The following is a 25,696-nucleotide window of genomic DNA, read 5'->3' as shown; positions in this document are numbered from 1 at the left end:
ACTACGGAATTTCGGACCGGTGCCGATCGTGCCCAAACCGGAACGGGTTTTGCATCGAAAAATACCTCAGCTGTGCAGCCGCCTGAGTCGCGGAACCGGTCTTTCGCCGCGATCTTGTATAACTATATGTGACAAAGGTTGTTGTTGCCTGACCGGGCGATGGCGATCATGATGGTGGGGGCCATAGAGGACGCGAATGCCGACTTTTTCCCAAAGCCTTGAACAATCCCTGCATCGTGCACTGGCGATCGCAAACGAGCGTCATCACCAATACGCGACGCTCGAGCATCTTTTGCTCTCCCTGATCGACGACTCCGATGCAGCCGCCGTCATGCGCGCCTGTAGCGTCGACCTCGACAAGCTCCGTACGAGCCTCGTCAATTATCTCGAGACCGAATTCGAGAACCTGGTGACGGACGGCGCCGACGACGCCAAGCCGACCGCAGGCTTCCAGCGCGTGATCCAGCGCGCGGTGATCCACGTGCAGTCGTCCGGTCGCGAAGAGGTGACCGGCGCCAACGTGCTGATCGCGATCTTTGCCGAGCGCGAGAGTCATGCCGCGTATTTCCTGCAGGAGCAGGACATGACGCGCTACGACGCCGTCAACTACATTAGCCACGGCATCGCCAAGCGGCCGGGCGTCTCCGAGGCGCGGCCGGTGCGCGGCGTCGACGAGGAGACGGAGACCAAGGGCAGCGAGGACGCCAAGAAGAAGGGCGAGGCGCTCGAGACCTATTGCGTCAACCTCAACAAGAAGGCGCGGGATGGCAAGATCGATCCGGTGATCGGACGCAATTCCGAGATCAACCGCGCGATCCAGGTGCTGTGCCGCCGGCAGAAGAACAATCCGCTGTTCGTGGGCGAGGCCGGCGTCGGCAAGACCGCGATCGCGGAGGGCCTGGCTAAGCGCATCGTCGACAGCGAGGTGCCGGAGGTGCTGGCGGCTGCGACCGTGTTCTCGCTCGACATGGGCACGCTGCTCGCCGGTACGCGCTATCGCGGCGACTTCGAGGAACGCCTGAAGCAGGTGCTGAAGGAGCTCGAGGCGCATCCCAATGCCATCCTGTTCATCGACGAGATCCACACCGTGATCGGTGCGGGCGCGACGTCGGGCGGGGCGATGGATGCCTCGAATCTGCTCAAGCCCGCGCTCGCTTCCGGCACCATCCGCTGCATGGGCTCGACCACCTACAAGGAATACCGCCAGCACTTCGAGAAGGACCGCGCGCTGGTGCGGCGCTTCCAGAAGATCGACGTCAACGAGCCGACGGTCGAGGACGCGATCGCGATCCTCAAGGGCCTCAAGCCGTACTTCGAAGACTACCACCGGCTGAAATACACCAACGAGGCGATCGAGGCTGCGGTGCAGCTCTCTTCGCGCTACATCCACGACCGCAAGCTGCCGGATAAGGCGATCGACGTGATCGACGAATCCGGCGCGGCGCAGATGCTGGTCGCCGAGAACAAGCGCAAGAAGACCATCGGCATCAAGGAGATCGAGACGACGATCGCCTCGATGGCGCGGATCCCGCCGAAGAGCGTGTCGAAGGACGATGCCGAGGTGCTCAAGCATCTCGAGCAGACCCTGAAGCGCACCGTGTTTGGTCAGGACAAGGCGATCGAGTCGCTCGCCGCTTCGATCAAGCTGGCGCGTGCCGGCCTGCGCGAGCCGGAGAAGCCGATCGGCTGCTATCTGTTCTCTGGTCCGACCGGCGTCGGCAAGACCGAGGTCGCGAAACAGCTCGCGGCGTCGCTCGGCGTCGAGCTGTTGCGCTTCGACATGTCCGAATACATGGAGCGGCACACGGTGTCGCGCCTGATCGGCGCGCCCCCCGGCTATGTCGGCTTCGATCAGGGCGGCTTGCTCACTGACGGCGTCGACCAGCATCCGCATTGCGTGGTGCTGCTGGACGAGATCGAGAAGGCGCATCCCGATCTCTACAACGTGCTGCTCCAGATCATGGATCACGGCCGGCTCACCGACCACAACGGCAAGCAGGTCAACTTCCGCAACGTGATCCTGATCATGACCACGAATGCGGGCGCGTCCGATCTCGCCAAGCAGGCGTTCGGCTTCACGCGCTCGAAGCGGGAAGGCGACGACCACGAGGCGATCAACCGGCAGTTCGCGCCGGAATTCCGCAACCGTCTCGATGCCGTCGTGTCGTTCGGCCATCTCAGTGTCGAGGTGATCGGTACGGTGGTCGAGAAGTTCGTGCTTCAGCTCGAAGCGCAACTCGGCGATCGCGATGTCACCATCGAACTGTCCGACCCCGCCAAGACCTGGCTGGTGAAGCATGGTTACGACGAGCAGATGGGCGCACGTCCGATGGCTCGCGTGATCCAGGAGCACATCAAGAAGCCGTTGGCCGACGAGGTGCTGTTCGGCAAACTCAAGGGTGGTGGCCATGTCCGCGTCGTCCTGGTCAAGGACGAGGCCGACGAGACCAAGGACAAGATCGGCTTCGAGTTCGTCGAGGGGCCGGTCACGCCGAAGCAGGAGAAGCTCCCGGGAGCCCGCAAGCGCCCGCCGGGCAAGTCCAAGCCAGGTGGCCCCGGCGGCTCGAAGGGGCCGACCAAGAGCCCGCTGGTCAAGGCTTGATCCGCACGCGATGAATTGAAAAGGCCGGCTGAGAAGCCGGCCTTTCTTATTGGCAGTCAAATATAAGCAAGAAGATCCGACATGACCAACACGCCTTCTGCAAACTCGTCGTCAGCTTCCTCGATCCCCGCCGACGATCCCGCACGCGCCCTGAGGGTCGCCAATCCCGACGGCGCTGACGTGCCGCATATCTCCGTGGCCGGCGGCACCTACACGGTCCTGGTGTCAGGCGCGCAGACCGCAGGACGCTATTGCCTGGTCGACATGCTGGTGCCCGCCGGCGGCGGGCCCCCGCCGCACCGCCACGATTTCGAGGAAATGTTCACGCTGCTCGAAGGCGAACTTGAATTCACCTTTCGCGGTAAGTCCCACACCGTAAGTGCGGGGTCGACCGTCAACGTTCCGGCCAACGCGCCGCACGCGTTCAAGAACGTGTCCGGCAAGATGGCCCGTATGCTCTGCATGTGCACGCCAGCGGGACAGGACGAATTCTTCCTGGCGGTTGGCTTTCCCGTCGAAGGCCGCACGTCGCCACCGCCGAAGCCGACTCCGGAAGAGATGGCCGAGAAAGGCAAGCTGATCGCAGCACTGCTGCCGAAATATCGCACCGAGATGGTGAAGATGTGAGGAGGGGCGGACCCAGCCGAAATCGGCCTTCCCAAATGGTCACGCGCTATTCGCCGCGCAGGCGCTGGTCGTCCTGCACCCGAACATGCTCGGCGCCGCGCGCGCCCGCGGGCGACAGCCGCAACATGCTCAGCGCCGCGCCGCAGAGCGCAAAGCCGACGCCTGTCAGCAACGCGATCCTGGTTCCCTCGATCGGATAGCGGCCGAGGAACAGCGCGACCAGCGCTGCGCCGGTGGTCTGCCCAAGCAGCCGCGCCGTGCCCAGCATGCCGCTGGCGCCGCCGGCACGCTCGCGCGGGGCCGCCGCGATCATGGTCCGGTTGTTGGGGGTCTGGAACAGGCCAAAGCCGGCGCCGGCCAGCGCCATCCGCCAGATCACGTCGAGCGGCGTCGGCGCCGCCGGCAGCAAAGCGAGCGCAGCGAGGCCGCAGGCGAACAGCGTGAGGCCAATGCCGCCGAGCAGGCCGGCCGGATAATGCTCGACCAGGCGGCCGGCGAGGGGGGCTGCGAACGCCACCGCGATCGGCCATGGCGTGATCAAGAGGCCCATATGGACCGCCGAATAGCCGAAGCGGCTCTGGAGGTAGAAGGGGATCGCAACGAAGGCCAGCATCTGCCCGCAGAACGAGGCGATCGAGGTTGCAATCGACAGCGCGAACACCGGGATACGCAATAGGTCGATCGGCAGCAGCGGCGAGGCCATGTGGGTCTCGCGGTAGATCAGCAATGCGCCGGCGACGAGCGCTACGGCGAACTGCACGAGGCAGGTGATCGCCGCTTCGCCATGACCGACGCTATCGACGGCCGCGATGCCGACGCCGAAAGTGATCGCGGACAGCCCCGCGCTCTGCCAGTCGAAGGAATGGCTCGCAGGCCTGGTGTGCGGCAGGCTGCGCAGGCCCAGCACCAATGTCACCACGCCGAGCGGGACGTTGATGGCGAACAGCCAGGGCCAGCTGCCGAACGCCAGGATACCGGCTGCGAGCGTCGGGCCGACCGCGGCCGAGAAGGCGACGACGAGAGCGTTGAGCCCGATGCCGCGGCCGAGCTGGCTGCGGGGGTAAGTGAAACGCACCAGCGCTGCGTTGACGCTCATGATTCCGGCCGCGCCGAAGCCCTGCACGATGCGTGCAATCGTGAGCAGCGGCAGCGTGTGCGCCAGCGCGCAGAATGCGGAGGCAAGCGTGAACAGCACCAGCCCGACCAGATAGACGCGGCGATAACCGACGATCTCGCCGAGCGAAGCCAGCGGCAGCAGCGAGATCGTGATCGCGAGCTGGTAGCCGTTGACGATCCAGATCGAGAACGCCGGGCTCGCGTCGAGGTCGGCCGCGATCGTCGGCAGCGCGACGTTGGCGATGGCGCTGTCGACCACTGCCATGATGATGCCGAGCGCAATGGTCAGGACCGCTTGGCCCCGCTGCGGCTGCGGCAGGCCGTCGGCGTGCTCCATGGGGGCTGGCGACATGAGGGCGGCGTGCTTGATTCGAGCCGTGGTTCGTCTCCGGATTAGGAAATTGCGAGATGCATCGCAACCCGGCAGGATACGGGCGGTTCCTGCGCCGGGAGCGGGTCTCCCGGCACCGCGGGCATGGGTCGGAACGGCGTTCGCGGGCTCACCAGCGCGAGGTCGACTTCCCGAACACATAGAGCGCGACGAGCCCAACCGTCACCGCGGTCGAGACGATCCGGATGGCGCGGTCCCAATCGATTCCGCTCCGCTCGGCGCGGTTGAGATTGAGAGCGGTGAACAGGACCTTCGTGGCAAATCGGCGCATCGGGCTGCCTCGCGGGTGCGCACGATGCCACTGTCGGCGCGGACCGGCTTGATGCAGCTCAAGCCGGACTGCGCCGGCGCCCCGGCCGCTACACCGCCGGTGGATTGCGGTCGGTGAAAGTCGTGCGCTGGTGCCAGTAGGGATAGGGCAGCGTCACCTTGCTCGCCGCATCGAGCTTTGCGATGTGGTCCTTGGTCAATGACCAGCCGACCGCGCCGAGATTTTCGCGCAGCTGCGTCTCGTTGCGCGCGCCGATGATCAGCGTCGAAACGGTCGGACGCTGCAGCAGCCAGTTCAGCGCGATCTGCGAGACGCTCTTGCCGGTTTCCTTGGCGACCTCGTCGATTGCCTCGACGACGCGATAGACGTGCTCGTCCGGCACGGGCGGGCCGAACTCAGCCGTCTTGGGCAAGCGGCTTACGTCAGGCTTTGGCTGGCCGCGGCGGATCTTTCCGGTGAGGCGCCCCCATCCGAGCGGCGACCAGACCACTGCGCCGAGGCCCTGGTCGAGGCCGAGCGGCATCAGCTCCCATTCGTAGTCGCGTCCGATCAGTGAATAATAGGTCTGGTTGGCGACGTAGCGCGGGAAGCCATGTTTGTCGGCAACGCCAAGCGATTTCATCAGGTGCCAGCCCGAAAAATTCGACACGCCGACGTAGCGGATCTTGCCGGCACGCACGAGCACATCGAGAGTGGCGAGCACCTCTTCAGGCGGGGTGAAGGCGTCGAAGCCGTGGAGCTGGAACAGGTCGATGTAATCGGTACCGAGCCGGCTCAGCGAAGCATCGATGGCCGCGAGCAGATGCTGGCGCGACGACCCGATCTCGTTGGGGCCGTCGCCAAAACGGAACGTCGCCTTGGTCGAGACCAAAACCTTGTCGCGGCGGCCCTTGATGGCCTCGCCGAGAACGCGCTCGGATTCGCCGAGCGAATAGACGTTCGCGGTGTCGAACATCGACACGCCGGCATCGAGGCAGATATCCAGAAGGCGCCGCGCTTCGGTCGCGTCAGTCGCGCCCCACGCAGCGAGGCGGCCAACGCCGCCGAAGGTGCCGGTCCCAAGACTCAAGGCGGGCACCATGAGGCCCGAGCGGCCCAAGCGTCGGTATTCCATCGATTTGCTCCTCGGCTGGCCGCTGATTGATCCCCGCGACCTCTGTGCCGGATGGTAGTGCAAGCACGCGCCGTGTCCTACGCCGCGCTCACATACCGGCCTTGCTTGGGAGAGGCCTAGTCGTGCAGACGCATGTCATCGAATGCTGCGTCGATCACGCGCGGACCGACCGTCGTCGCGGGAAGCCGAGCCGCGCTCCTCGCTAGTGGCGATCGAAGGCAGGCGACCTCGCTCTCGCGCGCCTGCTGCGGCAGGAGCGTCAGGCTCCAGCCCACCACGACCAGGAACGCGAGCCGGATCGCGATCACGCCGAGCAAGACTTCCGATCCGCTTATCGTCGCGTTGTTTCTCATGTGCAGAGCCTGATCCCGGCAGCTGCACCTGACAATCCGGAATTCACGAGCACCGCCTTCGCCTGAAGCGAAGGCTCGGGCCAGTGGCTAACCGGACCTCAATGCCGCGACTGGCTCTGCCGGAAGTCACGCGGTGACATCCCGAAATGCTCGCGGAAGACGCGGCCGAAATGCGAGAGGTCGTTGAAGCCCCAGGCGAAGGCGATCTCGCTGATGTGGCGGTGAGCGAGCACGGGGGAGGCGAGGTCGCGCCTGCATTGGGCGAGGCGCTCACCGAGGACGTAGCGCTGGAACGAGGTATCCTCGTCGGCGAGGAGATCGTTGACGTAGCGGGACGAGATGCCGAGCGCCGCTGCGGTCTCGGAGAGCGAGAGATCGGGATCGGCAAGATGAGCCCGGATATGCGCCTTCAGCCGGTAGAGCAGGGCGGAGCGATGGGTCGAGGACGGCAGCGGCGTCTTGCCCAGCCGCTCGCCAAGTGCCATCGCCAGGACATCGACGGCCTGTTCCGACAGAGCGGCGGCGTGGTGCGGATCGATCTGATCCGCACTCTGGCAGAGCCGGTAGATGAAATCGTAGGCGATCCGCTGCAGCGGCGAGTCTGGTCCGAAAGCGCTGGCAGTAAGGGTTTCGGTCGCGCCGAGCCGGCGCTGCAGCATCTCGCGCGGCACCTTGAAGATGGTCTGCGTGAAGATGCCGTCGAATTTCAGCTCGTAGGGACGGGTGGTGTCATAGAGCGCAAATTCTCCCGGATGCACCACGGCCTCGCGGCCGTCCTGCACCACAGCGCCGGCGCCGCGATTGCCGAGCGCGATCAGGATGAAATCCTGATCCGAGCGCGCGATGCGCGAGGGCGTGCGCAACACGTGCTGACGGTCGGAGCAGACCTCGGAGCATTCCGCCTTGCCCAGTGGCGCCCGGGTGACCGAGCCGCGAAAGGCGCTGCCAAGATCGGACTTGCAGTCGAGTCCGACGAAAACGTCGCAGACGATATCCTGCCAGAGCGCAAGGCGGCGGTGGCCTGGGCTGTCGTCCGTGGTGAACTGGATTGGCATCTGCAGAGCCTCCCTTTCACATCCCGCAAAATCGCGTGTCGGCGCAGGTCCCCACTGACGGAGGCAAATCCCGTACCGGGCCGACGATTCCGTCCGGTCGAGTTTTTGTTCCGCCGTGGTCGAGCGCCCGCCGCCCGGCTTGGTCAAATAGACTGCATCGGACCTGGCTTCCGATCAACCGGCAAGGGAGGTGGGAATGGGCATCGAACATCCGAAATACAAGGTCGCGGTGGTGCAGGCGGCGCCCGCCTGGCTCGATCTCGATGCCTCGATCGACAAGTCGATCGCCCTGATCAGGGACGCCGCCGAGAAGGGCGCCAAGCTGATCGCCTTTCCGGAAGCCTTCATCCCCGGCTACCCCTGGCACATCTGGATGGATTCGCCGGCCTGGGCGATCGGCCGCGGCTTCGTGCAGCGCTATTTCGACAATTCGCTGTCCTACGACAATCCGCAGGCCGAGCGGCTGCGTGATGCCGTGCGCAAGGCCAAGCTCACTGCCGTGCTCGGTCTGTCCGAGCGCGACGGCGGCAGTCTCTATCTGGCGCAATGGCTGATCGGGCCGGACGGCGAGACCATCGCAAAGCGCCGCAAGCTGCGGCCGACCCATGCCGAGCGCACTGTCTATGGTGAGGGCGACGGCAGCGATCTCGCCGTGCACGCGCGGTCCGACATCGGCCGCATCGGCGCATTGTGCTGCTGGGAGCATCTGCAGCCGCTGTCGAAATACGCGATGTATGCCCAGAACGAGCAGGTCCATGTCGCGGCCTGGCCGAGCTTTTCGCTCTACGATCCCTTCGCGCCGGCGCTCGGCGCCGAGGTGAATAACGCCGCCTCGCGCGTCTATGCCGTGGAGGGCTCCTGCTTCGTGCTCGCCCCTTGCGCGACGGTCTCGCAAGCGATGATCGACGAGCTCTGCGATCGGCCGGACAAGCACGCGCTGCTGCATGCCGGCGGTGGCTTCGCTGCGATCTACGGCCCCGATGGCAGCCAGATCGGCGACAAGCTCGCGCCGGACCAGGAGGGCCTCTTGATTGCCGAGATCGATCTTGGCGCCATCGGTGTCGCCAAGAACGCCGCTGATCCAGCCGGGCACTATTCGCGCCCTGATGTGACGCGGCTCCTGCTCAACAAGAAGCGATACCAGCGCGTCGAGCAGTTTGCGCTGCCGGTCGACACCGTCGAGCCCACGGACATTGCCGCGGCGGCGAGCTGATCGCCGGAATCAAGGGGAGGCACGATCATGGAATCCGCAATTCCTCTGCATCTCGAGACTCCACGCACGCGCCACAAGCGCGTGCCGGACGATTACCAGCCGCCATACCCGTCCTTCGTGGCGCGCTATAAGCCTGGAGTGAACCGGGTCGTGATGGCCTATTTCGGCCTTCAGTATCGCGGCACGGCGTCGGCGGCTGCAACGGACGCGCTCGCCGACATCGCGGCGCGGTTTGCCGCGGAAGGCGGTCCTTCGCATTGGGACCGCGCGCAATATGTTGATCAGGCCGGCTACGAGAACGTCGTCTCGGTGGCCTATTGGGACGACATTGCGCGGTTCGACAAATGGTTTGCACCGGCGCGCGAGGCCTGGACCGGAACGCAGCGCGGGGGCATCGGCACTTTCATCGAGGTGCTGCGCCCCATTGTGGCGCGGCACGAGACGCTATTTTCCTCGCTCGGCCGGCCGGAGGGCGTCGCCGCTATTGCCGGCGGCATGAGCGGCGAGGTGCAGGAGCACGCCTATTGGGGCGGCATGCGCGACCGCATCCCGCTGTCGCAGACCGATCCAATGTTGCCGGGCGGCAATCCCGAATTGATCCGCGACGGCGCGCGGCTGCGCGTGCAGGCGCACGACAATCTGTGCCTGATCCGATCAGGCCAGGATTGGAGCGATACCGAGACCTCGGAGCGAAAGCTCTATCTCGACGACGTCGAACCGGTGTTGCGCGAGGGCATGGATTTCCTGCGCAATGACGGCCTCGGCATCGGCTGCTACGCCAACCGTTACATGCGCGTGCTTGCAGCCGGTGGGGACGCGAGTGAAAAGTCCTACGGTCAAAGCTGGTGGAAGAGCCTGGCTGCGCTGGAGCGGTGGGCGGAATCGCATCCGACCCACGTCAGGATATTCGGCGCAGCGATGAAGTACCTCTCGACGCTCGGCCCCTCGGCAAAACTGCGGCTCTACCACGAGGTCACCGTGGCGGCTGCCGACGAGCAGTTCTTCGAATATCTGAACTGTCACCCCAGGACCGGCATGCTGGCGGCGGTGGAGACCGTCAGCGCTTGATCGATTAGATCACGCAGTGACCGAGCAACTCGGGATGCGCGGCGCAGATGTGATGCGCGCCGGCGTCCCGCAGCTCGGCCTCGCTGCCGTAGCCATAGAGCACGCCGATCGCGGTCATGCCGTTGGTGCGGGCGCCGACCACGTCATGGCTGCGGTCGCCGATCATGATCGCGCTGGCAGGATCGACCTTGGCTTCGTCGAGCGCGTAACGCAGCAGGTCACGCTTGTCGACGCGCGTGCCGTCGAGCTCGGAGCCGAACACGCGCTCGAAATACGGTTTCAGGCCGAAATGCTCGACGATACGGGTGGCGTAGACCGCGGGCTTGCTGGTCGCCACGAACATGCGCGGTGTTGTCGCGGCAAGCGTTGTCAGCGTGTCCATGATGCCGGCATAGGCCTCGTTCTCGAACAGGCCGACCTCGCTGAAGCGCTCGCGATAGAGCAGCAGCGCCCGATCGGCGAGTTCCGCGCTGCCCGTGAGCTTTTGCAGGCTGGCATGCAGCGGCGGGCCGATGCACCAGGTCAGCTCGTCCTCGCTCGGCACCGCGACGTTGAGCCGCTCCAGGGCGTACTGGATCGAGCGCGTGATCCCGGGCTTCGGGTCGGTCAGCGTGCCGTCGAGATCGAAATAGATTGTCACCATATTGCCGCGCCTGTGTTGATACCGCCGCCTATTGCCAGACCTAAACGAGGCCGGGGACCAAGGCAAACGCGTAACCATCATCACGCCGAAATTCGCCTTCCCGATACCGCATATCCCTTAAAGCTCGCTATTCGCGGGAGGGAAGCGTAGAGTCGTGCCATCACCGCCCTTCCTTGGCATCAACCGGTGACTGAGGGTCACCAGCGCTCCCGCCGACTAAGCAGGAGCGTGCATGACTCGTTTTCGTCTGGTTTACCGGATCCGCCGGAGAGCGCTTCTTGTCGCGTCGATGCTTGGCACATTGATACTTGGGACACTGCCGCAAGGCGCTGTCGCGGCAGGACCGGACTGCCGCGCGATCGAAAGCACGAGCGGACGTCTCGCCTGCTACGATGCTGCGTTTCCTCCGAAGGAAAAAAAGCCCGCTGCTGCGGAGAACGATGGATCGCGTGCTGCCTACAAGGACCCGTTCGTGGCGGAAGAGGCCAGAACCGCAGCGAAGCTGAAGAACATCTGTCGCGGCTGTTGAGAGGTGCTCGTTCGCCGCGTTCTCGTTGATCGGCGAACCCGGACGAGAGGTCGAGACAATTTTCCAGGAGAGGCCGGATGAGCGAGCGACTTGAAACCCTGAAGAAGGCCCGTGATCGCATGATCGAGGACAGGGACGCGCATGCGAAAGTGCTGGCCGCTCCCTTTGTGCGCGACACGGCCGAGCGCGCGCGCAACAAGTTCATCGAGATCCAGGCGCTGATCGATGCCCTCGACCGCGCCATCCGGGGCGAAATCCCGGTTCCGGTCAAAGACTAAGGCAGTAGGCAGCGACACCAGCGGAGCGTTCATTGCTGATGCCGCTAGCGCTCCCTCATTGCTGTCTCGCCCATTCGACGATGGCGGTCGCCTCCGCGCCTGCCCGGGTTTCCCAGGCGGCGATGGCGTTCGTTGCTGCCTTCCGAAGCTCCGTGACAAGGAACGCAGGCGCCGGCTCGGCGATATGGACGCCATTGTCGCGCATGCGCGCATAGTTCTCGATGGTGCGGTGGGTCAGTAGCGCGAGCTGGCTCTGTTCTGTCTCGGCCGCCGCGGCCAGCACCTCGCGCTGCATCGGCTCGGAGAGTTCGGCAAAGGCGTCGCTGCGGACGAAGGCAATCGAGATTGGCATCGCGTAGTTGATGGCCGTGAAACGCGGCAGGAAGTCCCACAATTTGCGCCCCGCGCCGCCGTCGCCGGAGGTGAGGAAGGCATTCAGCCGGTGTTCCCTCAGTCCGGCGAGCGCCGCGTCCATCGGCAGGAATTGCGCGTTCGCGCCGGCCGCGCGCATGACCTCGGTGGAGTTGGCATCGTAGGTTCGCAAGTTCAGTTTCGGCAAATCGTCGGCGCCTTCGAGCGGCCGCTCCGACCAGAGGCCCGTGGCCGGCCAAATCGTCACATACAGCAGCTTGAGGCCGCGCGCCGCGAGCGCCTTCTCATAGAGCGGGCGCGCCCGCAGATTGGTGGCGCGGGCAAGATCCACCGATTGCACCAGGAAGGGCAGGGTGGACAATCCGAGCACGGGATCGAGGCCCGAGAGCGCGCCCGCGAAGGCATCGCCGCCGGCGATCCGGCCGTCCAGCGCCGCGCGCGGCATCTCGCCCGAGTTGATCTTGAGCTGATTGTCGAAGGCGTTGGTCACGGTCACGAAACCGTGGGTACGGTCGGAGACGCGGCTGGCGAAAGTCGAGAGTCCAATCCCGGAGATGTTATTCTCGGGGTATTCCGTGGTCATCCGCCAATTGACTTGAGACGCGTCCTGAGACGCCAGCTGCGCGGCGGCTGGCGCGACGCTCAGGATGAGCGCGGCGAGGACAAGGATCGTGCGGATCCGTTTGGCGGGGTAACGCATTGGGAGAAGGAGGTCAGGCAACATATATTGGCAACTCGTCGAACCATGGCACGATGCCACAACATGGCAGATCACATTGTCGCATGCCGCGCCGAGGCGCGCCACCGCCATGCCTGCACAGGATGGGTGCAGACGGCGATGTGCATTATCCCCGCGCTGCTCGTCTCGGCGACCCAGGCCGCGGCGTGGGACAGTTCGCCCGCCAAGACCGATGTCGCTGTCCCCAGCGTCGAAGAGCTCGCGACGCCGCCGGCGAAGCCCGCGGAAGCGCGCGAGAGCGACACGCGGGAATCGATCTGCCTGATCGTCGAGGCGGCAGCGCGCGATGCCAATCTGCCGCTGGAGTTCTTCGCCCGCGTGATCTGGCAGGAGAGCCGCTTCCAGGCCGATGCAGTGGGGCCCATGACGCGCAGCGGCGAACACGCGCAGGGGATCGCGCAGTTCATGCCGGGCACCGCGAGCGAGCGCGGGCTGCTCAATCCCTTCAATCCGGTGCAGGCGCTGCCGAAGTCGGCGGAATTCCTGAACGAGCTGCGCAACCAGTTTGGCAATCTCGGGCTGGCCGCCGCCGCCTACAATGCCGGACCGCGCCGAGTGCAGGAATGGCTCGCCGGCACCGGCGGCATGCCGGAGCAGACCCGCAATTACGTTCTTGCCATCACTGGCACGAGCGTCGATGCCTGGGCCAAGGCTGGCGCGACCGGCAAAGGGCCGCCCAGCGCGCCGCCGACAAGCTGCCGGGATCTGATGGCGCTGTTGAAGCGCGCGCCGAATGCCTTCGTCGCCGAGCTCGAGCAGCATGTGGAGCTTGCGGCTGCAAAGATCTGGGGTGTGCAGCTCGCCGCGGGCTTCGACCGCAACCGGGCGTTGGCGATGTATTCCCGCGCGGTCACGCGGCTGGGCGCCGTGATCGGCGAACGTGATCCGAGCCTGCTGAGCTCAGTGATGCGCAGCCGTGGCACGCGCGCCTTATACCAGGTGCGCATCGGCGCCGATACGCGGAGCGAGGCGGATGAACTCTGCGGTCGCATCCGCAAGGCTGGCGGGGCATGCTTCGTGCTGAAGAATCGCGGTGTGAGCGGATAGGGCATCTGTCCCAGCGTGCATGCCAGCCCCGCCGCGCGCTTCCTTGACGCGAGGCGCCGCATTGCCCGTTATGCAGGCACGATTCCTCACCCGGCCAAGACTCCCGTGGCGCTTCCTCCGCTCGATTCACCTCAATGGCAAAGTCCCTGGCGCGCCTTTGCGTGGGGACTGCGCTCGATCACGCAGACGATCCTCACCCTCGTCCTGTTCGCGACCTATCTCGGCATTGGCGCGCTCGCCCACGACACCCATTTTAGCCTGCTATGGGCGCTCTGCTCGACACTGTTCGTCTGGGCGGGGCCGGCGCAGATCATCCTGATCACCACGCTCGGCTCAGGCGCGACGATCATCCAGTCGGCGATCGCAGTCACGGTCAGCGCCGTCCGCCTGTTTCCGATGGTGGTCTCGGTGCTGCCGCTGATGCGCACGCCGACGACGAAGCGGCGCGAGCTGTTTTTCGCGGCGCATCTCACCGCGGTGACACTGTGGGTCGAATGCCATCGCTTCCTGCCGCAGGTGCCGCGTGAACGCCGGATCGCATTCGTCAACGGACTTGGCTTCGGACTTGTCTCGGTGTGTCTCACCGCCAACACGGTCGGCTATTTCCTTGCCGCGAATCTGACCCAGACGCTTGGGGCGGCGATCCTTTTGCTGACGCCGCTGTCCTTCCTGTTCTCGACCGCGCGCAACAGCCGCGAGGTCGCCGACGTCGTCGCGCTCGCGATGGGGGTTCTGCTCTATCCATTGGCCGCGAAGATGAATTCCGGCCTCGACATCCTCGTCAGCGGCCTCGTCGCCGGCACCATCGCTTATGGCGTGCATTGGTGGCGGGAGGTGCGCGCATGAGCTTTGCGCAGCTCATTGGCGACTGGCACGCGCTGGCGGTGCTGTTCGTGGCCGGCGTCGTTCCCAACCAGATATGGCGTATGCTGGGCCTGTGGTTCGGCGGCGGCATCGACGAGGGCTCCGAGCTTCTGGTCTGGGTACGGGCGGTCGCCACCGCGATCCTGGCCGGCGTCATCGCCCAGATCGTGGTCGAGCCGCCCGGGGCGCTTGCGAGCGTGCCGGATGCCTTGCGCTACGGTGCGGTCGGCGCCGGCCTCGTCGTCTTCCTATTGACCCGCCGCTCGATCTTCGCGGGCGTGGTCGCGGGCGAAGTCTTCATGCTGGCCGGCAAGTGGTGGTTGGGCTAAAACCGCCGGCGAACAGCAGGGAATCGGAAATATGGTTCGCGAAAACGAGCTCCGCGAGGGTGAAGTCTCCATCGAGCTGCCGCCGACGCAGGATGCCGGCCTCGTCTTCATCGGCCGCATCCGTACGCCCTGGAGCTCGCGGCTGGAGACCCCGCGACAGGGCCGGCATGACGGCCCGATATGCCGCCTCGAGATCTTCGAGCCGTTCGTGCCGGCGATCAAGGGCGTCGATTTCTACGGCAATCTCGAAGTGCTCTACTGGCTCGACAAGTCGCGCCGCGACATTGTCCTGCAAAGCCCGAAGAACAACGAGAAGACCCGCGGCACGTTTTCGCTGCGCTCGCCGGTGCGCCCCAATCCGATCGGCACGTCGATAGTGAAGCTCGTCGGTATCGAGGGCAACGCGATTCTGGTGCGCGGGCTCGATTGCCTCGACAACACGCCACTGATCGACATCAAGCCGGATCGTTGCGAGTTCACGCCGCTGGCCGCGCCGCAGCCGGGGGATTTCCAGACGGAGTGAAGTCTCTCCTCCGTCATTGCGAGGAGCTCTTGCGACGAAGCAATCCAGACCGCCACCACGGACACAGTCTGGATTGCTTCGCTGCGCTCGCAATGACGCGTGGAGAGCGTCAGCCCGCTTTCAACGCCGCGATCAACTTGGTCGCGTTCTCTTCCAGGACCTTGATGTCTTCCTTGCGGCTGGCGGGCGGAAGCATCGCCACGCCGTCGTGGCGCGGCATCACGTGCATGTGGAGATGAAACACCACCTGTCCGCCGGCCGCCTCGTTGAACTGCTGCACGGTGATGCCGTCGGCCTTGAATGCCGTCATCGCCGCGGCTGCGATCTTGTGCGCGCCGCGGGCGACATGCGCGTAGTCGTCCGGCTTGATGTCGAGGATGTTGCGGGCAGGGGCTTTTGGAATCACCAGGGTGTGGCCAGGTACCCGCGGCATGATATCGAGGAAGGCGAGCACGTGCTCATCCTCGTAAACCTTGTGGCAGGAGAATTCACCGCGCAGGATCTTTGCGAAGATATTGTTGGGGTCGTAGGCGGTCATGGCGGCGGCTCCCTGGAATTTTGCGATTACTGTCACCAGCCGCAGCGAACCGTCAAGGCACCTCGTCGGCGCCTTTGCGGAACGGGCCGAGCTCGGCCAGCTCACGTCCGGCTTCCGCGACATAGGCGCGCTCGCGCTTGAGGTAATCGTCGATGGCGCGGCGCAAGCCCGGATCGGCGATGAAGTGAGCGGAGTGGGTGGTCCGTGGCAGGTAGCCGCGTGCGATCTTGTGCTCGCCCTGTGCGCCCGCCTCGACATACGCCAAGCTGCGTTTGATGGCGAAGTCGATCGCCTGATAGTAGCAGACCTCGAAATGCAGGAAGGGATGATGCTCTACCGCACCCCAGTTGCGGCCGAACAGCGTGTCCGATCCGATGAAGTTGATCGCGCCCGCGATCCAGCGATCGTTGCGGCGCGCCATCACCAGCAGCACGTCATCGCTCATGGTCTCGCCGATCAGCGAAAAGAATTCCCGCGTCAGATAAGGCCGGCCCCATTTGCGTGAGCCGGTCTCCATGTAGAATTGAAAGAAGGCGTCCCAGGCATCTTCGGTGATGTCCTTGCCCGTGAGGCAGTGGATGGTGATCCCGGCAGCCAGTGCATCGCGCCGCTCGCGCTTGATTGATTTGCGGTGACGGGAGTTCAGCGTCGCCAGGAAATCGTCGAAACTCGCAAAACCCTCGTTGCGCCAATGGAACTGCTGGTCGGTGCGCTGGAGGAAGCCGTGCTCGGCCAGCAGCTTCCACTCCGCCTCGCGGGCGAAGGTGACGTGGACCGAGGAAGCCTTGCTGACGCCGCACAGCGCCACCAGCCCGCTCGCCAGTGCCTCCGTGATACGCGCGTGGTCGACGCCGTCGCGGACCAGCAGCCGCGGTCCCGTGGCCGGCGTGAAGGGAACCGAAACCTGCAGCTTCGGGTAGTAGCGCCCGCCGGCGCGCTCATAGGCATCGGCCCAGCCGCGGTCGAAGACATATTCGCCTTGCGAGTGCGATTTCAGGTAGCAAGGCACGACACCGGCGACGCGGCCGTCGATCTTAGCCACGAGATGCCGCGGTCCCCAGCCGGTGCGGATCGTGGCCGAACCCGATTTCTCAACGGCCGATAAAAACGCGTAAGAGACGAAGGGGTTATAGGCAGGCTTTGAGAGGCCGAGAGAATCGCCTGGAAGCCCGGATGAGGTTCCCTTGTCATGCCCGTTGCAAGACTTGCCGGGATTGGCGCAGGCATCCCAGTCGTCCGGCGATAATTCGCCAATGGAAGGTACGGCCTCAAGGGTGATTTCGGATGGTGCCATCGTGCCCAAGATCGTGCATTGCAGCAGCGACTTCAAGAGTGGGAAACATCAAGCCTACGGCACGAAGCCCTCGAAGATCATCTGGTCCGCATGTTGCGCGACCCGCGTCCGCTGCTCGGTCGTACGCACGGTCCACCCGAGCAGAGCGCAGCCGAACAAATTGCGGGCCATCCAGGGGGCCGGGGCGGGCAGGTCGTCGACCCTGAAGGCGACGAAGTGCGGCTGGGTCTGGAAGCCGTGGCGCAGGTACAGCATGCTATCGCGCTGCTCCTGGGTCAGGTAGGCCCAGTATTCGTCCTGATAGCTCCGCTGCGCGACGACGCCGCGGGGACGGGAAGGCAGCAGCTCGCGCAGCGCCAGCACCTGGTCCGGGTCGAAGGACATTCCGACGGCGGGGCCGTCATAGGACGCCAGGACCTCGGCCATCCGCTTCACCAGCTTGCGGTCGCCGTCAAAATGGCTCTTGATCTCGATCACTAGTGGCACGCGGCCGGCGACCAAGCCGCAGAGGTCGCTGAGCGACATCATCCGCTCGGCCGTGTCCTTGAACGTGAGCGCCTTCAGTTCAGTGGCGGTTTTCTCGACCAGCGGGCCGGTGGCCTCGGTAAGGCGGCCGAGCGCATGGTCGTGATGCACCATGGCCTCGCCGTCGGCGGAGAGCTGGATGTCGACCTCGATCGAGAAATTGCCCGCAATCGCAGCCTGCACCGCGCCCGGCATGTTCTCGACGATGCCGCGGGAAATGTCGTGCAGGCCGCGATGGGCGACCGGGCGGGCTGTCAGCCAATCAGGAGCGCGCATTCGCCTCAGGCGACCTCGAACACGCCTTCGACCTCGACCGCCGCATCCGCGGGCAGGGAGGCGACGCCGACGGTGGTGCGGGCATGACGGCCCTTGTCACCGAAGGCGGCGACCATCAGGTCGGAGGCGCCATTGAGGACCTTCGGCCCGTCCAGAAAGTCCGGCGCCGAGTTGATGAAGCCGCCGAGGCGCACCACGCGCACGACCTTGTCGAGGTCGCCGAGCGCCGCCTTGACCTGGGCCAGCAGGTTGACGGCGCAGCCGCGGGCGGCGGCGGCGCCGTCTTCGATGGTCACGCCGGCGCCGAGCTTGCCCTTGGCGATCAGCTTGCCGGCGGGATCGAAGCAGACCTGGCCCGAGACGAACAGCAGATTACCGGTGCGCACGAACGGCACGTAATTGGCCACGGGGGTGGGGGCCTCGTGCAGCTTGATGCCTTGTTCCGCCAGCTTCTGCTCGACCGTTCCCGCCATGTCCGACCTCGTTGTCCAAAAATCCATCAGCCCCGGCGCATCCGATGCAGCCCGGGGCGGGACCTGTTTCGCCCATCGTGCCGCCACATGCAAGCAACCCTCGGGGTGGGATTTTGTTGAGGCAGGGCAGGAGGTTCAACGCGGGGGCCGCAACTTTACGTGAAACGGCCTCAGTTGCGACGCAATGGAACGTTCATTAAAATGTCGAATCTGCGCTTTCCCCAAGGGACCAGACATGCTGCACCTTTTCCGGACTTCGCTCGGTGTGACGGCGCTCGCGGCGGCCGCTCTCGGCCCCGGAGGCGGGGCGCTGGCCGCGAACGGTCCGTTCCTCGCGCATCAGGCGCTCTATGATTTGAGCCTGGTGAAATCGCGCTCCAATTCGATCAACAGTGCGCGCGGTCGCATCCTCTACAATTTCACGGGAAGTTCGTGCGAGGGCTACACCTCCGAATTCCGCCAGGTCTCCGAGCTCGACAGCGGCGAGGGTAAGGTCACGCTCAGCGACCTCCGCTCCAATTCCTGGGAGGACGCTGGCGGTAAAAGCTACCGCTTCAAGATCGAGACGCGGATGAACGAGGCTGACGCCGGCCGGGTCGACGGTTCGGCGGAGCGCGACGGCGACCACATCAATGTCAAGCTGAAGCTGCCGGCACCGAAGAGCTTTACGCTCGACGGCAAGATCGTATTCCCGACCGAACAGATCCAGCGCATCATTGCCGCCGCGAAGGACGGCAAGTCGCTGCTCGAACTCTCCGTCTATGACGGCTCCGACGATGGCCAGAAGGTCTACAACACGCTGACCGTGATCGGCCAGCCGATCCCGGCCGAACGCGAAGGTTCGCCCGATCCGTCGACGTCAGACGAGCACATGAAGTCGCTCAAGCGCTGGCCCGTCACCGTCAGCTATTTCGACCGCGAGGCCCAGCAGAAGGAAGGCGAGCAGACGCCGGTCTACGCGATGGCGTTCGAGCTCTACGAGAACGGCGTCTCGCGCCAGCTTGTGCTCGATTACAACGATTTTGTGATTTCGGGCGCGATGGGAAAGTTCGACGCGAAGGACAGCAAGCCCTGCAATTGAGGGCTGGCCTGCAACGCGGTCTCTGGCTACGCTCCTCCCAACCACAAACATCCGGGAGGCTCACCATGCCCAAGCTCGATCATCTCCGCCCCAGCGGCCTGCATCACAATCCCGCCTATTCGCATGTCGTCACCGCCACGGGGGCGCGGACGATCTACATCTCCGGCCAGGTGTCGGTGGACGAGGAGGGGCGGATCGTCGGCGAGGGCGACATCGCCGCGCAGACCACACAGGTGATGCAGAATCTCGGGCACGCGCTGAAAGCAGCCGGCGCGAGCTACGCCAACATCGTGAAGATCACGACCTTCGTCGTGAACTACAAGCCGGAGCTGCGCCCGATCATCGGCAAGGCCCGCTCGGCCTTCTTCGAAGGCATGGAGCCGCCGGCCAGCACCCTCGTCGGCGTCTCGGCGCTCGCCGCGCCGGAATGGATGATCGAGATCGAGGCGGTGGCGGTCGCGGATTGAGATCTTTCCCGTAGCCCGGATGGAGCGAAGCGTAGTCCGGGCTACGAGCGCGTAGCCTTGGACATCTCTTGCAGAAGAACCATCGCGTCGTCCGCCCCGTCAGCCGGCACAAACAAATGATCGTGGTGGAACGCCGAAACGGCGTTCACGCTGATGCCGGCTGTGGCGAGGCGTGCCGTGATTGCGGCCAGAAAGCCCACCGCATCGAGTGCGGAGTGAACCGTCAGGGTGATCAGGCACGATGCAAACGCGTAGCGTAGTCCCGCCGCTTCGGCCTGTTCGCGAGTGATCACGAGCGTCGTTCCTTCCTGCTCGCGGAACGTCAGCAAAGGGCTGAGCGCCGCGGGGATCGGCTGGTCTGTCGGGATCGTGCAGAACACGAAAATGCCCGGCCGCATCTCCGGCTTCATGTGTTTCAGCAGCGCGTCGAGATCGCGTTCGCCTGTCATCACTCCTGCGCCTTTTCCGGCCCCTCGTAGGCGATGCCGCGGATCACTGCGGCGCTGCCGAATTTCTTGCGCAAGCTGTCCACCGCGCGCTCGGCGTGGGCGGCACGGCGGTCGAGCATGTCGGTGTCGTCGGCCACCGAGCCCTCGCGCAGGGCGCTGACGCCGGCGCCCATCAGGCGAAAGGCGGTGCCGTCGATCTCTTTCGCCAGCATCTCGCGGCAGATCGAAAAGATCTTTGCGGCAAGCTGCGTCGGGGCCGTGATCGACTGCGAGCGGGTGCGCTGGCGGAAATCGGCGGTCTTCAGCTTCAGCGTGACGGTCAAGCCGGCGAGCTCGCTGCTCTTCAGGCGAGACGACGTCTTCTCGCACAGCCGCCACAGGATCTTTTCCAGCGTCGCGAAATCCCGGATGTCGGTCTCGAACGTCGTCTCGCTCGAAATCGTCTTGGCGCCCCGATCGGGCTCGACGCGGCGGTCGTCGATGCCGCGCGCGAGCCGCCACAGCCTGCGGCCGTCGCTCGGAAACTGCCGCATCATCTCGATCTCGTCGGCCTTCTGCAGGTCGGCGATGATGCGGAAGCCGCGCTGCACCAGACGCTCCTGCGTTGCGGGTCCAACGCCGAAAATGAAACCGACCGGCTTGTCGGCCAGCATCTCGCGCGCTTCCTCCTGGTCGAGCGCGGCAAACCCGCGCGGCTTGTCGAGGTCGGAGGCGATCTTCGCCAGGAACTTGTTGCAGGAGAGGCCGACCGAGACGCTGATGCCGATGTCGCGCTCGATGTTGCGTGCGAACCGCGCCAGCACCTTGGCCGGAATCATGCCGTGCACCCGCTCGGTGCCGGAGAGATCGAGGAAGGCCTCGTCGATCGAGAGCGGCTCGACCAGCGGCGTCAGCGCCTGCATGGCCTGGCGCACCTCGCGCCCAACCCGGACATATTTCGTCATGTTCGGCGGGATCACGGCCGCATGCGGGCAGGCTTCCAGCGCCTTGTACATCGGCATGGCCGAGCGCACGCCGTAGGTGCGGGCGATGTAGCAGGCGGCCGACACCACGCCGCGCTTGCCCCCGCCGATGATGACGGGCTTGTCGGCGATGTCGGGATTGTCGCGCTTCTCGACGGTCGCGTAGAAGGCGTCGCAGTCGATATGGGCGATGGTCAGGCTTGCGAGCGCGCGGTGGCGGGCGAGGCGGGGGGAACCGCAGGCGGAACAGCGCCGCACGCCCATATCCAGATCGGCCGAACAATCCCGGCAGAAGCAGCGGGGTCCGGCCGTCTCCAGGGAGGTCACGGCACGTCGCGCTCCCAATTGGGGTCGCCGAGCGCGCCGCCGAGAACCTGCCGCGCCGCGGCAACGTTGGTCGGATGCAGTTCCGCAGTGCTGGCAAAGGCCTTCACGGTGGCGTCGTCGCGCATCACGAAATCGAGCACGCTGAGCAGGAAATTGGGGTCCGAGGCCGCATTGCGCAGCATCTCCGGGCCGACCCCTGTCTCGGCCAGGAACAGGCCCAGCCGCTCCGGCTCGCCCGCGACGAAAGACAGCGCCTGAAGCGCAACGATTTCAGCGACTTCGCGCGGGTTGTGAACAGGCTTTTTCACGTGGCCGGTTTGCCTTTCCGTTAACTTTAGGTGTCTACTTTGGGGCCACCATGCCCGAGTCTCGTTTCCAAGTCTCTTGCCCAAGTCTTGCGACCCCCGACAAGCAACTGGAAACCACATCGCAGAAAGTCGGCCCTCGGGTTTAACGAAACTCAAGCGAATTCGAGGCTAGTTTGAATCCAGTTTTCGAAGCGCCGGCGACCGGCGCCTGAGGCGTCACATGCATCGGTCTGCGGACCAATCAGGAGGGCGGGATGGCTAAGACCGTCCTGATCGTGGAAGACAACGAGCTCAACATGAAGCTCTTCCGCGACCTGTTGGAGGCGCACGGCTACCAGACCACCGGCACCAGCAACGGCTACGAGGCGCTCGACCTCGTTCGCAAGATGCGGCCCGACCTCGTGCTGATGGATATCCAATTGCCGCAGGTCTCGGGCCTGGAGGTGACGCGCTGGATCAAGGACGATCCGGAACTGCGCAATATTCCCGTCGTCGCCGTCACGGCGTTCGCGATGAAGGGCGACGAAGAGCGCATCCGCGAGGGCGGCTGCGAGGCCTATTTGTCCAAGCCGATCTCGGTCGGCAAATTCATTGAGACGGTCCGACGTTTCATCGGATAGGAAGTGAGTTCACAGTGTCCGCGCGTATTCTCGTCGTCGACGACGTCCCTGCCAACGTCAAGCTGCTCGAAGCCCGCCTGTCCGCCGAATATTTCGACGTGATGACCGCCGCCAACGGTACCGAGGCGCTGGCGATCTGCGCCCGCGCCGAATGCGACATCATCCTGCTCGACGTCATGATGCCGGACATCGACGGTTTCGAGGTCTGCCGCCGCCTCAAGACCGATCCGGCCACGCATCACATTCCCGTCGTGATGGTCACCGCGCTCGACAGCCCGGCCGACCGCAACCGCGGGCTGGAGGCCGGCGCCGACGATTTCCTGACAAAACCCGTCTCCGATGTCGTGCTGATCGCGCGCGTGCGCTCGCTGACGCGGCTGAAGATGATGACGGACGAGCTGCGCATGCGCGCCATCACCTCGCTCGAGATCGGCATGCAGGCACCCGAGCGCAGTGCAATCTCCGACACCGGCAAGGGCGGCCGCATTCTGCTGGTCGACGACCGCCAGTCTTCCTATGAGCGGCTGGCGACGATCCTCGCCGCCGAGCACACCATCGATGTCGAGCCGAACCCGACGGAGGCGCTGTTCCACGCCGCCGAGGGCAATTACGATCTGCTGATCGTCTCGCTCGACCTCAACAATTTCGACGGGCTTCGGCTGTGCAGCCAGGCGCGCTCGCTGGAGCGCACGCGGCATGTGCCGATCCTGGCGATCGCCGACCCCGAGAACTCGACGCGGCTGCTGCGTGGGCTCGAGATCGGCGTCAACGACTACCTGCTGCGTCCGATCGACAAGATCGAGCTGCTGGCGCGTGCCCGCACCCAGATCCGGCGGCGCCGCTACACCGACCATCTGCGCGACAACGTGCAGAACTCGATCGAGATGGCGATCACGGACGCGCTCACCGGGCTGCACAATCGCCGCTACATGGAGAGCCATCTCGCGACGCTGGCCGAGCAGGCCGCAACGCGCGGCAAGCCGCTGGCGCTGATGATCCTGGACATCGACTACTTCAAGTCGATCAACGACAATTACGGCCACGACGCCGGCGACGACGTGCTGCGCGAATTCGCCGTGCGGGTCCGCAAGTCGATCCGCGGCATTGACCTTGCCTGCCGCTACGGCGGCGAGGAATTCGTCATCGTGATGCCGGAGACCGATCTCCATGTCGCCGGCATGGTCGCCGAGCGGCTGCGCCGCTCGATCGCCGGCGAGCCCTTTGCGATCCACAAGGGCACCAAGCGCATCGAGGTCACGATCTCGATCGGCCTGACCACGCTGGAGCAGAAGGGCGAGGCGGTTGGCGACGTGCTCAAACGCGCCGACACCGCGCTGTATCGCGCCAAGCACGACGGCCGCAATCGCGTGGTCTCGCACGCGGCGTGAGGCCGCTCGCGCCGGCCGGCGCAAAAAAAACGCGAAAACAACCCCATGCACAGTAGCCGACGCCAGTCGGATCAATGGCTTACGTCAGCTGCAAAACGGGTTGTTGCAGCCGCCAACGCCGTTTGACTCGTCGGGCAAAACAGGAGCATGCTGCTAACATCCCGAACGCCCCACGAACTCAGCCGTCATTCCCCGCCACCGGGTCTCGCCTTCGGCGAGCCCGATGACAGGCTCCGGCGGGGAATTCGGCACGCCGCGTCCGGACAAGCGGGCGTCCACCCTTCAAGTCAGGGAGGATACGGCTCCGACCATTCTGCCTTGGCCAGAGCCGCGCCCGTGCTGGACTTTGCGATGATCTCGTAAGTGTACAGGCCGGAATTGCAGGGGCCCCAGGTTCGTAAGCTCTCCGGCTTCACGATGTTATCTGAGGGGAATGGGATCTCCTGGCCGCCCATCTCGTAGTTCTTCTCTCTGCGAAACCTGACGACGATCGTGCGCGTGCCGGGGGGAACACTTTTCATCTTGATTTCGGGATTCGGAAAGACGGTGGTGCAGGGCCGGGGAGGTGCAAACGCGAATTGGATCTTCATCTCGTCAGCCGCGGCCGGACTACAGATGATCAGAAGTGGAAATGGCAGCAACGACGAAAATCTAATCATGGGCGCGCCCCAAAAAGAAACCAGTGTATCGGCAGGGCCGCCTGATGCCAAGTTTACGCCATGTCTCGCCCTCGCAGCCCTAGGCCTTCCACTCCCTTCAGGACGTCACAGAAAAGGCCCGCCGTAGCGGGCCCTGTGGAGATGGAGAAACTCCGGGTTACTTCTGATCGACGTTGCTGGTCCCCGACCCGGGCGTGCCGATCGGCAAGCCGTTCGCCGCATGACCGACACCAACGCCGGGCGCACTGACGGCTCCTGGAGTTTGATCCTGTGGAAGCGTCTTGATCCCCGTCCTTGCTTGCTCCGCGGGGCTGATCTGAGCCTTGTTGTCGCTATTGGCACCGTTGGTTGCCGTGATGCCAGACCTGTCGGTCCCGTTTGGCGTGCCCGTCTGTGTCGACCCGGACGCGGTGCCGCTCGTGCCCGAGCTGGCCGGTGCGGCCGGTGTGCTCGCGGTATTTCCGTTCGGCGTGGGGGGCTGAACGTTCGGGTTGGTTGGAGAGTTGTTGGTGTGAGCGCCGGTGGAAGTTCCGTTTGTGCCCATGCCGGATGGCGCCGAGGGGCCTCCGTTGGCGGCGCCAGACGTGCCAGTACCTGCGCCTGAGCTCGCGGATGATCCGGAGGCGCCGCCGCTCGCGGCCGCGCCACCCGCGCCTCCGCCACCACCACCTCCGCCGCCGCCTTGGGCGAAGACGGGAGCGGCAACAGCGAAGGACAGCGCGGCTGTAAGAAGAAGCGATTTTCGGTTCATGACCTTCTCCGGTGTAAAGAAGGTCAACGACGCCGAAATGACGATGGTTCCTTTCAGTTCGGTCATGCAGGTGACCGCTCCCGGTTTTCCGAGAGCGGCTGTTTCGTATGGCTTGTCAGGCAGCCTTTTCCTTGAGTTCGAAGTCCATGGTCCAGGTCGATTTTCCCGGCTGCGTGCGGAATATCCATATCGTCACGCTCGAACCGGGCGGGATGACGATGCTGTCCCCTTCATGCATCGTGAACTGCCGGATGTTGCTTTCGGTCGCCCAAATTGAATGAGAATAAACGTCCTTGTCGCTGGTCTTTGTGCAGGCCAGAACTCCTCCGTTCATAACGGCGCGGGTGGCGGTCTGGCTGACGGAGGAGTCCATGTGGATGGTCGTCATCGTGGCAATCTCCGTTTCGGATGCACTAGACCAGCCGGTATGCACCCAAGCGGGGT

At 64.8% G+C, this 25,696-nt stretch carries 30 protein-coding genes; 13 read left to right on the top strand and 17 right to left on the bottom strand.

What is annotated here, in order from left to right:
- The first annotated feature begins 196 nt into the window (after nt 1–196).
- Both clpA and IVB45_RS21705 read left to right on the top strand, forming a co-directional pair.
- Nucleotides 197–2,602, top strand: a complete 2,406-nt coding sequence (clpA, locus tag IVB45_RS21710) for an ATP-dependent Clp protease ATP-binding subunit ClpA (RefSeq protein WP_018455181.1) — start codon at nt 197–199, stop codon at nt 2,600–2,602.
- Nucleotides 2,603–2,683: 81 nt separating this feature from the next.
- The gene (locus tag IVB45_RS21705; protein ID WP_027567353.1) at nt 2,684–3,229 is read left to right on the top strand and encodes a cupin domain-containing protein; all 546 of its coding nucleotides are present in this window, start codon (nt 2,684–2,686) and stop codon (nt 3,227–3,229) included.
- 46 nt (nt 3,230–3,275) lie between these two features.
- Here the strand turns inward: IVB45_RS21705 and IVB45_RS21700 are convergent, their stop codons facing one another.
- The 5 genes from IVB45_RS21700 to IVB45_RS21680 form a co-directional block, all read right to left on the bottom strand.
- Nucleotides 3,276–4,697, bottom strand: coding sequence for an MFS transporter (locus IVB45_RS21700; protein WP_051462700.1), 1,422 nt, complete (start codon nt 4,695–4,697; stop codon nt 3,276–3,278).
- A 148-nt stretch (nt 4,698–4,845) separates the two neighbouring features.
- A complete protein-coding gene (locus tag IVB45_RS21695) occupies nt 4,846–5,007 on the bottom strand; it encodes a hypothetical protein (protein ID WP_247361687.1) in 162 nt (53 codons plus the stop codon).
- 88 nt (nt 5,008–5,095) lie between these two features.
- Nucleotides 5,096–6,121 carry an aldo/keto reductase gene (locus IVB45_RS21690; RefSeq protein WP_247361685.1) on the bottom strand — a complete coding sequence of 342 codons (1,026 nt, stop codon included), beginning with the start codon at nt 6,119–6,121 and terminating at the stop codon, nt 5,096–5,098.
- A 116-nt stretch (nt 6,122–6,237) separates the two neighbouring features.
- A complete protein-coding gene (locus IVB45_RS21685; RefSeq protein ID WP_247286866.1) occupies nt 6,238–6,474 on the bottom strand; it encodes a hypothetical protein in 237 nt (78 codons plus the stop codon).
- 98 nt (nt 6,475–6,572) lie between these two features.
- Nucleotides 6,573–7,529, bottom strand: coding sequence for a helix-turn-helix domain-containing protein (locus IVB45_RS21680; RefSeq protein ID WP_247361683.1), 957 nt, complete (start codon nt 7,527–7,529; stop codon nt 6,573–6,575).
- Between the two features lie 196 nt (nt 7,530–7,725).
- On the opposite strand from IVB45_RS21680, the gene IVB45_RS21675 reads away from it, so the two are divergent.
- Complete coding sequence (locus tag IVB45_RS21675; RefSeq protein ID WP_027567350.1) at nt 7,726–8,742, top strand: carbon-nitrogen hydrolase family protein; 1,017 nt, start codon at nt 7,726–7,728, stop codon at nt 8,740–8,742.
- A 27-nt stretch (nt 8,743–8,769) separates the two neighbouring features.
- Entirely contained in the window at nt 8,770–9,810 is a 1,041-nt protein-coding gene (locus IVB45_RS21670; RefSeq protein ID WP_247361680.1) for a phenylacetaldoxime dehydratase family protein, read from the top strand.
- 4 nt (nt 9,811–9,814) lie between these two features.
- Here the strand turns inward: IVB45_RS21670 and IVB45_RS21665 are convergent, their stop codons facing one another.
- Nucleotides 9,815–10,453, bottom strand: a complete 639-nt coding sequence (locus IVB45_RS21665; RefSeq protein ID WP_027567348.1) for an HAD family hydrolase — start codon at nt 10,451–10,453, stop codon at nt 9,815–9,817.
- A gap of 606 nt (nt 10,454–11,059) precedes the next feature.
- On the opposite strand from IVB45_RS21665, the gene IVB45_RS21660 reads away from it, so the two are divergent.
- Nucleotides 11,060–11,260, top strand: a complete 201-nt coding sequence (locus IVB45_RS21660; RefSeq protein WP_027567346.1) for a hypothetical protein — start codon at nt 11,060–11,062, stop codon at nt 11,258–11,260.
- Nucleotides 11,261–11,315: 55 nt separating this feature from the next.
- Here the strand turns inward: IVB45_RS21660 and IVB45_RS21655 are convergent, their stop codons facing one another.
- Complete coding sequence (locus IVB45_RS21655) at nt 11,316–12,356, bottom strand: TRAP transporter substrate-binding protein (RefSeq protein WP_346015317.1); 1,041 nt, start codon at nt 12,354–12,356, stop codon at nt 11,316–11,318.
- 114 nt (nt 12,357–12,470) lie between these two features.
- Here IVB45_RS21655 and IVB45_RS21650 point away from each other — a divergent pair, with 114 nt between their 5' ends.
- From IVB45_RS21650 to tsaA, 4 genes are all read left to right on the top strand, one after another.
- On the top strand, nt 12,471–13,418 hold the full coding sequence (locus IVB45_RS21650; protein ID WP_247362756.1) for a transglycosylase SLT domain-containing protein: 948 nt from the start codon (nt 12,471–12,473) through the stop codon (nt 13,416–13,418).
- A 105-nt stretch (nt 13,419–13,523) separates the two neighbouring features.
- On the top strand, nt 13,524–14,264 hold the full coding sequence (locus IVB45_RS21645; RefSeq protein WP_027567343.1) for an AzlC family ABC transporter permease: 741 nt from the start codon (nt 13,524–13,526) through the stop codon (nt 14,262–14,264).
- Nucleotides 14,261–14,611, top strand: coding sequence for an AzlD domain-containing protein (locus IVB45_RS21640; protein ID WP_007603256.1), 351 nt, complete (start codon nt 14,261–14,263; stop codon nt 14,609–14,611). The genes IVB45_RS21645 and IVB45_RS21640 overlap by 4 nt, the downstream gene beginning before the upstream one ends.
- Nucleotides 14,612–14,642: 31 nt before the next feature.
- Complete coding sequence (gene tsaA / locus IVB45_RS21635; protein ID WP_247361675.1) at nt 14,643–15,134, top strand: tRNA (N6-threonylcarbamoyladenosine(37)-N6)-methyltransferase TrmO; 492 nt, start codon at nt 14,643–14,645, stop codon at nt 15,132–15,134.
- Between the two features lie 109 nt (nt 15,135–15,243).
- Here the strand turns inward: tsaA and IVB45_RS21630 are convergent, their stop codons facing one another.
- From IVB45_RS21630 to IVB45_RS21615, 4 genes are read right to left on the bottom strand one after another with little or no spacing between them, the layout of a single operon-like run.
- Complete coding sequence (locus tag IVB45_RS21630; RefSeq protein ID WP_247361672.1) at nt 15,244–15,672, bottom strand: HIT family protein; 429 nt, start codon at nt 15,670–15,672, stop codon at nt 15,244–15,246.
- 52 nt (nt 15,673–15,724) lie between these two features.
- Nucleotides 15,725–16,966 (bottom strand): GNAT family N-acetyltransferase, encoded by a 1,242-nt coding sequence (locus tag IVB45_RS21625; RefSeq protein ID WP_247361671.1) that lies wholly within the window; start codon nt 16,964–16,966, stop codon nt 15,725–15,727.
- 54 nt (nt 16,967–17,020) lie between these two features.
- A complete protein-coding gene (locus IVB45_RS21620) occupies nt 17,021–17,767 on the bottom strand; it encodes a glycerophosphodiester phosphodiesterase (RefSeq protein WP_247361669.1) in 747 nt (248 codons plus the stop codon).
- Between the two features lie 5 nt (nt 17,768–17,772).
- Nucleotides 17,773–18,240, bottom strand: a complete 468-nt coding sequence (locus IVB45_RS21615; RefSeq protein ID WP_007611287.1) for a RidA family protein — start codon at nt 18,238–18,240, stop codon at nt 17,773–17,775.
- 235 nt (nt 18,241–18,475) lie between these two features.
- Between IVB45_RS21615 and IVB45_RS21610 the strand changes: the two genes are divergently transcribed.
- Nucleotides 18,476–19,321, top strand: a complete 846-nt coding sequence (locus IVB45_RS21610) for a cell envelope integrity EipB family protein (RefSeq protein WP_007611285.1) — start codon at nt 18,476–18,478, stop codon at nt 19,319–19,321.
- 65 nt (nt 19,322–19,386) lie between these two features.
- Nucleotides 19,387–19,788 carry a RidA family protein gene (locus IVB45_RS21605; RefSeq protein ID WP_085351382.1) on the top strand — a complete coding sequence of 134 codons (402 nt, stop codon included), beginning with the start codon at nt 19,387–19,389 and terminating at the stop codon, nt 19,786–19,788.
- 41 nt (nt 19,789–19,829) lie between these two features.
- Here the strand turns inward: IVB45_RS21605 and IVB45_RS21600 are convergent, their stop codons facing one another.
- Genes IVB45_RS21600 through IVB45_RS21590 form a run of 3 tightly spaced genes read right to left on the bottom strand, consistent with a single transcriptional unit; the run spans nt 19,830 to nt 21,834 of the window.
- Nucleotides 19,830–20,237 (bottom strand): ACT domain-containing protein, encoded by a 408-nt coding sequence (locus IVB45_RS21600; RefSeq protein WP_247361667.1) that lies wholly within the window; start codon nt 20,235–20,237, stop codon nt 19,830–19,832.
- Nucleotides 20,237–21,526 carry a DNA polymerase IV gene (locus IVB45_RS21595; RefSeq protein ID WP_247361665.1) on the bottom strand — a complete coding sequence of 430 codons (1,290 nt, stop codon included), beginning with the start codon at nt 21,524–21,526 and terminating at the stop codon, nt 20,237–20,239. The genes IVB45_RS21600 and IVB45_RS21595 overlap by 1 nt, the downstream gene beginning before the upstream one ends.
- Nucleotides 21,523–21,834, bottom strand: a complete 312-nt coding sequence (locus IVB45_RS21590; RefSeq protein WP_247361663.1) for a DUF3572 domain-containing protein — start codon at nt 21,832–21,834, stop codon at nt 21,523–21,525. Before IVB45_RS21590 ends, IVB45_RS21595 begins: the two co-directional genes overlap by 4 nt.
- Before the next feature lie 254 nt (nt 21,835–22,088).
- Between IVB45_RS21590 and IVB45_RS21585 the strand changes: the two genes are divergently transcribed.
- Both IVB45_RS21585 and IVB45_RS21580 read left to right on the top strand, forming a co-directional pair.
- Nucleotides 22,089–22,454 (top strand): response regulator, encoded by a 366-nt coding sequence (locus IVB45_RS21585; RefSeq protein ID WP_007611272.1) that lies wholly within the window; start codon nt 22,089–22,091, stop codon nt 22,452–22,454.
- A 14-nt stretch (nt 22,455–22,468) separates the two neighbouring features.
- A complete protein-coding gene (locus IVB45_RS21580) occupies nt 22,469–23,842 on the top strand; it encodes a PleD family two-component system response regulator (protein ID WP_027567334.1) in 1,374 nt (457 codons plus the stop codon).
- A 287-nt stretch (nt 23,843–24,129) separates the two neighbouring features.
- On the opposite strand, the gene IVB45_RS21575 is transcribed toward IVB45_RS21580, so the two are convergent.
- The 3 genes from IVB45_RS21575 to IVB45_RS21565 all read right to left on the bottom strand — a co-directional run bounded on the left by IVB45_RS21575 (nt 24,130) and on the right by IVB45_RS21565 (nt 25,640).
- A complete protein-coding gene (locus IVB45_RS21575; RefSeq protein ID WP_245287767.1) occupies nt 24,130–24,363 on the bottom strand; it encodes a hypothetical protein in 234 nt (77 codons plus the stop codon).
- Nucleotides 24,364–24,658: 295 nt separating this feature from the next.
- Nucleotides 24,659–25,318 carry a hypothetical protein gene (locus tag IVB45_RS21570; RefSeq protein WP_247361662.1) on the bottom strand — a complete coding sequence of 220 codons (660 nt, stop codon included), beginning with the start codon at nt 25,316–25,318 and terminating at the stop codon, nt 24,659–24,661.
- Between the two features lie 49 nt (nt 25,319–25,367).
- The gene (locus IVB45_RS21565) at nt 25,368–25,640 is read right to left on the bottom strand and encodes a hypothetical protein (protein ID WP_247361659.1); all 273 of its coding nucleotides are present in this window, start codon (nt 25,638–25,640) and stop codon (nt 25,368–25,370) included.
- Between the last annotated feature and the right edge of the window lie 56 nt (nt 25,641–25,696).

It is taken from the genome of Bradyrhizobium sp. 4, assembly GCF_023100905.1.
GTDB lineage: Bacteria > Pseudomonadota > Alphaproteobacteria > Rhizobiales > Xanthobacteraceae > Bradyrhizobium.
Note: the sequence above shows the minus strand (reverse complement) of the source record. Positions and strands in the feature narration are given on the sequence as shown.

What these genes read in the sequence shown, in the direction of transcription:
- clpA (WP_018455181.1), top strand. Translation starts at nt 197, where the DNA reads ATGCCGACTTTTTCCCAAAGCCTTGAACAATCCCTGCATCGTGCACTG.
- IVB45_RS21705 (WP_027567353.1), top strand. Translation starts at nt 2,684, where the DNA reads ATGACCAACACGCCTTCTGCAAACTCGTCGTCAGCTTCCTCGATCCCC.
- IVB45_RS21700 (WP_051462700.1), bottom strand. Translation starts at nt 4,697, where the DNA reads ATGTCGCCAGCCCCCATGGAGCACGCCGACGGCCTGCCGCAGCCGCAG.
- IVB45_RS21695 (WP_247361687.1), bottom strand. Translation starts at nt 5,007, where the DNA reads ATGCGCCGATTTGCCACGAAGGTCCTGTTCACCGCTCTCAATCTCAAC.
- IVB45_RS21690 (WP_247361685.1), bottom strand. Translation starts at nt 6,121, where the DNA reads ATGGAATACCGACGCTTGGGCCGCTCGGGCCTCATGGTGCCCGCCTTG.
- IVB45_RS21685 (WP_247286866.1), bottom strand. Translation starts at nt 6,474, where the DNA reads ATGAGAAACAACGCGACGATAAGCGGATCGGAAGTCTTGCTCGGCGTG.
- IVB45_RS21680 (WP_247361683.1), bottom strand. Translation starts at nt 7,529, where the DNA reads ATGCCAATCCAGTTCACCACGGACGACAGCCCAGGCCACCGCCGCCTT.
- IVB45_RS21675 (WP_027567350.1), top strand. Translation starts at nt 7,726, where the DNA reads ATGGGCATCGAACATCCGAAATACAAGGTCGCGGTGGTGCAGGCGGCG.
- IVB45_RS21670 (WP_247361680.1), top strand. Translation starts at nt 8,770, where the DNA reads ATGGAATCCGCAATTCCTCTGCATCTCGAGACTCCACGCACGCGCCAC.
- IVB45_RS21665 (WP_027567348.1), bottom strand. Translation starts at nt 10,453, where the DNA reads ATGGTGACAATCTATTTCGATCTCGACGGCACGCTGACCGACCCGAAG.
- IVB45_RS21660 (WP_027567346.1), top strand. Translation starts at nt 11,060, where the DNA reads ATGAGCGAGCGACTTGAAACCCTGAAGAAGGCCCGTGATCGCATGATC.
- IVB45_RS21655 (WP_346015317.1), bottom strand. Translation starts at nt 12,356, where the DNA reads ATGTTGCCTGACCTCCTTCTCCCAATGCGTTACCCCGCCAAACGGATC.
- IVB45_RS21650 (WP_247362756.1), top strand. Translation starts at nt 12,471, where the DNA reads ATGTGCATTATCCCCGCGCTGCTCGTCTCGGCGACCCAGGCCGCGGCG.
- IVB45_RS21640 (WP_007603256.1), top strand. Translation starts at nt 14,261, where the DNA reads ATGAGCTTTGCGCAGCTCATTGGCGACTGGCACGCGCTGGCGGTGCTG.
- tsaA (WP_247361675.1), top strand. Translation starts at nt 14,643, where the DNA reads ATGGTTCGCGAAAACGAGCTCCGCGAGGGTGAAGTCTCCATCGAGCTG.
- IVB45_RS21630 (WP_247361672.1), bottom strand. Translation starts at nt 15,672, where the DNA reads ATGACCGCCTACGACCCCAACAATATCTTCGCAAAGATCCTGCGCGGT.
- IVB45_RS21625 (WP_247361671.1), bottom strand. Translation starts at nt 16,966, where the DNA reads ATGGCACCATCCGAAATCACCCTTGAGGCCGTACCTTCCATTGGCGAA.
- IVB45_RS21620 (WP_247361669.1), bottom strand. Translation starts at nt 17,767, where the DNA reads ATGCGCGCTCCTGATTGGCTGACAGCCCGCCCGGTCGCCCATCGCGGC.
- IVB45_RS21615 (WP_007611287.1), bottom strand. Translation starts at nt 18,240, where the DNA reads ATGGCGGGAACGGTCGAGCAGAAGCTGGCGGAACAAGGCATCAAGCTG.
- IVB45_RS21610 (WP_007611285.1), top strand. Translation starts at nt 18,476, where the DNA reads ATGCTGCACCTTTTCCGGACTTCGCTCGGTGTGACGGCGCTCGCGGCG.
- IVB45_RS21605 (WP_085351382.1), top strand. Translation starts at nt 19,387, where the DNA reads ATGCCCAAGCTCGATCATCTCCGCCCCAGCGGCCTGCATCACAATCCC.
- IVB45_RS21600 (WP_247361667.1), bottom strand. Translation starts at nt 20,237, where the DNA reads ATGACAGGCGAACGCGATCTCGACGCGCTGCTGAAACACATGAAGCCG.
- IVB45_RS21585 (WP_007611272.1), top strand. Translation starts at nt 22,089, where the DNA reads ATGGCTAAGACCGTCCTGATCGTGGAAGACAACGAGCTCAACATGAAG.
- IVB45_RS21575 (WP_245287767.1), bottom strand. Translation starts at nt 24,363, where the DNA reads ATGAAAAGTGTTCCCCCCGGCACGCGCACGATCGTCGTCAGGTTTCGC.
- IVB45_RS21570 (WP_247361662.1), bottom strand. Translation starts at nt 25,318, where the DNA reads ATGACCGAACTGAAAGGAACCATCGTCATTTCGGCGTCGTTGACCTTC.
- IVB45_RS21565 (WP_247361659.1), bottom strand. Translation starts at nt 25,640, where the DNA reads ATGACGACCATCCACATGGACTCCTCCGTCAGCCAGACCGCCACCCGC.